This window comes from Paenibacillus sp. AR247, from assembly GCF_002968895.1.
GTDB classification, from domain to species: domain Bacteria; phylum Bacillota; class Bacilli; order Paenibacillales; family Paenibacillaceae; genus Paenibacillus_AQ; species Paenibacillus_AQ favisporus.
Genome location: NZ_PCZT01000026.1, coordinates 141,488 through 144,902, shown reverse-complemented (window position 1 = coordinate 144,902; position 3,415 = coordinate 141,488). Strand labels below are relative to the sequence as shown.

The following is a 3,415-nucleotide window of genomic DNA, read 5'->3' as shown; positions in this document are numbered from 1 at the left end:
CACGACGACGACTTTTTTAAACGGGAACGAAAATCTCGACAGCACGTACCCCGCAAGCACGCTGAGCAGAATAGTCAGGATAACCGCCGAGACCGTAACGACCGCGGAGTTCAGCATCGCCCTTCCCATATTCCCAGATCCCACGCCCTTACCAGGTTTTGCACCATCCACTGTTTCGGCAGCCCGTACGGATTGGCAAAGAAATCCTGGTTGTTTTAAAAGCGCTCGTAAACAGCCAGTACAGCGGATACAGCGTAACGACGGCATACGCCAGCAGGATCAGCTTGCCGAAGCCGGCCAGCCCTTTGAAGACGGCTCTTTTGCCCGTGCCGCTCCGGGAAGCGGCTGTAATCGTTGCATTCATCCTTGCTTCTCCTCCCCTCAGCTGCTTTTACGGCGCGTCGCCAAATAGTTCAAGGCGATCAGCGCCGCGCTGACGATCATGATCATGGTGGACACGGCCGAGCCGTAACCGTACCGGTAAACGCTGAACGTGCTGTTGTACATGTACGTCGCCAGCAGCTCGGTTGACCGCGCCGGCCCCCCGCCCGTCATGACGATGACATGGTCGAAGGCTTTCAGGCTTCCGGAGATGCAAAGTACGATCGTGACGACCACTGTCCCCCAAATGATGGGGAGAGTGACATGAATCAGCTTGTTCCAGCCGGCGGAGCCGTCGATTTTGGCCGCGTCGTGGATTTCGGGCGAAATATTTTGCAGCGCTGCGACGAAAATGACCAGGTAAGGGCCGATGTTCGCCCAGTTGATCGGAATGGATATGGCCAGCATGTTGACCTTCGGGTCGGACAGCCAGGCCCGGGTCCAGGAGTGGAGGCCGAGCAGATCCAGCACATGGTTCGCAACCCCGAACTGCGGGTGATAAATGTATCCCCAGATGAGGCCGACCACGACGGTTGACAGCACCATCGGCATAAAAACGGCCGAACGGACAAACCGGGAGAACAGCGAGTTCTTGAACAATACGATGGCCAAAACGAGCGCGACCGGAACCTGGCCGACGATTGACGATATGACCAAGATCAGATTGTTGCGCAGCGCCCGCCAGAAAATCGGATCCCGGAACATCTCCTTATAATTGTCCAGCCCGATGAATTTGGCGTCGCCAAAGCCTTTCCAGCTGAAAAACCCGTAATACGCCGACCAGAACACCGGAATAATGACGAAGATCAAAAACAGCAGAAGCGCCGGAAGAAGAGCTAGCGCTATGAATCCTTTACTTCGCATCGCTGTTGGCATGGCAGCTTCCTCCCTTTCTCATGTCCGTCATTAAGGCGCGGCCGACCGGGCCTGCGCGTCCTGCAGCTTCTGTGCGACGCCTTCTACGGAGCCGCCCATCATGATTTCCTGGAGGCCGTTATTAATGACCTCGGCCGCTTCCGCCGACAAATAAGCATCATAGACCGGCGTGACTTCGGTCGATTTGACGAGGTTGAAGGCTTTATAGTAGAGGGAAGTCACCTTAGACTTGTCGATATCGGTGTCGTACATCACCATGGAGTTACTCTCGGCGATCGCTTTCTGGGCATCCGGTCCGCTGACCGCATAAATCAGCTCCAGCGCCAATTCCCTTGCTTTGCCTTCCGTCCGGCTGCTGAGCGCAAGTCCGCCGCCGGCACCGCCGGAAATCGTGCCTGCCTTCCCTTTCCCTCCAGGGATTGGCGGCAGCACAGTCACTTCGATATCCTTCATCTGGTCTTCCGTAGAGGATGCCGCCAGGTTCGTGAGCGTCCAGGCGCCGCTGATCATCATCGCCGCATTCCCCTGTATGAAATACTGCTCAGCCTGCGTATTGTCGATGCTGTTGGCGCCGTCCTGGAACGCCTTGTGATCCACCAGCTCCTTAAAATGACCTAGCGCCTGAATGAATTCCGGATCAGTGAATTTGGCCCCTTTCTGCGCAGCGGCGTTCTTGAACCATTCCGTTCCCGTTACCCGGTCGGCGAGCGAACCGAGAATCGTGGACTGTGCTACCCACGGGGCTTTGTTGCCCAGTGCAATCGGGGTGATGCCTTTGGCGTTGAATGCGCTGACGGCCGTCATCATCTCATCCCACGTGGTCGGGACTTTGACGTTGTTTTTTCGAACAAGGCCTTGTTATAGTACAGGATCGAGGTGGCCGACATGCCCAGCGGAGCCGAATAGATCTGTCCTTGCTCGAACTCATACGGTTCAAAAGCGCCCGGCAGATGCGCGTCAAGCACCTCCGTAATCGGCTGAAGCAGCTTGGCCTGATACAGCTCGGAGGACTGGCTGCCCGCGTAGACGAAAAATACGTCCGGCATTTCATTCGCCGCGGCAACCGTGCTCAGTCGCTGGCGGTAACCGTCAGGCGGGATGGCTTGGGCGTCGAGCTCTACCTCCGGATGGTCTTTGGCGAACTGCTCGATGAAGCTCCGGACCGATTTGGCCCGCAAATCATCCCCGGCAAAATTGTGCCAGATCGTCAGTTTCACTTTCTCCTGACCATCCGCGCTTCCCTCTGCCTGCTTGCCGCTCTCCCCGCTGCCGCAGGCGGCAAGGAGTATCGTCATGAGCAGCAGAACAATGCCTAATTTGCGTGTAGTTTTCATGGTCATCCCCCTCTGATATAAATCTTAAGTTCAATCAGCCTTGCGATGATTAGTCCAAGTATAAAAGAGGATGAACATCACCCACAGGGGATAGAATTCAGTCGGGGGAGGGACAAACTTCAGCACTTGCCCGATATTCCGAAGGGGTCAGACCGGTGAATTTCTTGAACAGGCGATTAAATACTTCAGATCTTCGTAACCGATCTCGCCGGCGACCTCGCTGATTTTGGCCGGCGTTTCCCGCAGGAGCCTCATCGCCTTGCGAAGTTTCGCCTGCGTGACGTATTCGAGATAGTTGCGGCCGGTCTCCCGCTTGAACAACTCGCTGAAATAGTTCGGGTTCATATGGACGTGCTTCGCCACTTGCTGCAGCGACAGGCTTTGGTCCAAGTGGTCGTGAATGTAAGCAATGGCCCGTTCTACCGGACTGGACGCCGATACCATCCCCCTGTACTGCTGCATGATCTGTTTCAATTCATGAACCATGATTCGTTCTGGCCACTTGGCCAGCTCGTAGATATCGAATGGAGCCCCTGAAGGAAGCGGACTGGAGTAACCGATCGATGCGGCGGCCCGCTCCAGCCACCGACGGGCCGAAACAAGAATGGAATGAAGGTAAGCCTGCATCGATCCTGGCGTAGCCTCGGGGTCCAGTATGATCCGTTCCAGCAAATCCATAATCCAGGACTGCAGGCGGGACGTGTCGCCCGCCCGGAGAAGGGCAAACAGCTCGGTTTCTTCCTCCATCGTGCATACCGTCCGGATGCCCCGGCGAGAGGCTACCTCTTCATACCCGGATGCGCCGTTCTGCACGCAGCAGCCAT

2 protein-coding genes and 2 pseudogenes are annotated in these 3,415 nt (G+C 56.3%); all 4 read right to left on the bottom strand.

Translation table 11 applies throughout. The features are described from left to right. A pseudogene (locus CPT76_RS42390) lies at positions 1–364 on the bottom strand (carbohydrate ABC transporter permease); the annotation flags it as partial. Between the two features lie 17 nt (positions 365–381). Then, complete coding sequence (locus CPT76_RS34890) at positions 382–1,257, bottom strand: carbohydrate ABC transporter permease (protein WP_105446149.1); 876 nt, start codon at positions 1,255–1,257, stop codon at positions 382–384. Positions 1,258–1,287: 30 nt separating this feature from the next. Next, positions 1,288–2,591 (bottom strand): annotated as a pseudogene (locus tag CPT76_RS34885) (extracellular solute-binding protein). A 147-nt stretch (positions 2,592–2,738) separates the two neighbouring features. Next, positions 2,739–3,415: helix-turn-helix domain-containing protein (locus CPT76_RS34880; RefSeq protein WP_258169093.1), on the bottom strand; the 677-nt coding region annotated here is incomplete at its 5' end.

Excerpts from the sequence above, each read along its gene's own strand:
- CPT76_RS34890 (WP_105446149.1), bottom strand. The coding sequence starts at position 1,257 with ATGCCAACAGCGATGCGAAGTAAAGGATTCATAGCGCTAGCTCTTCTT.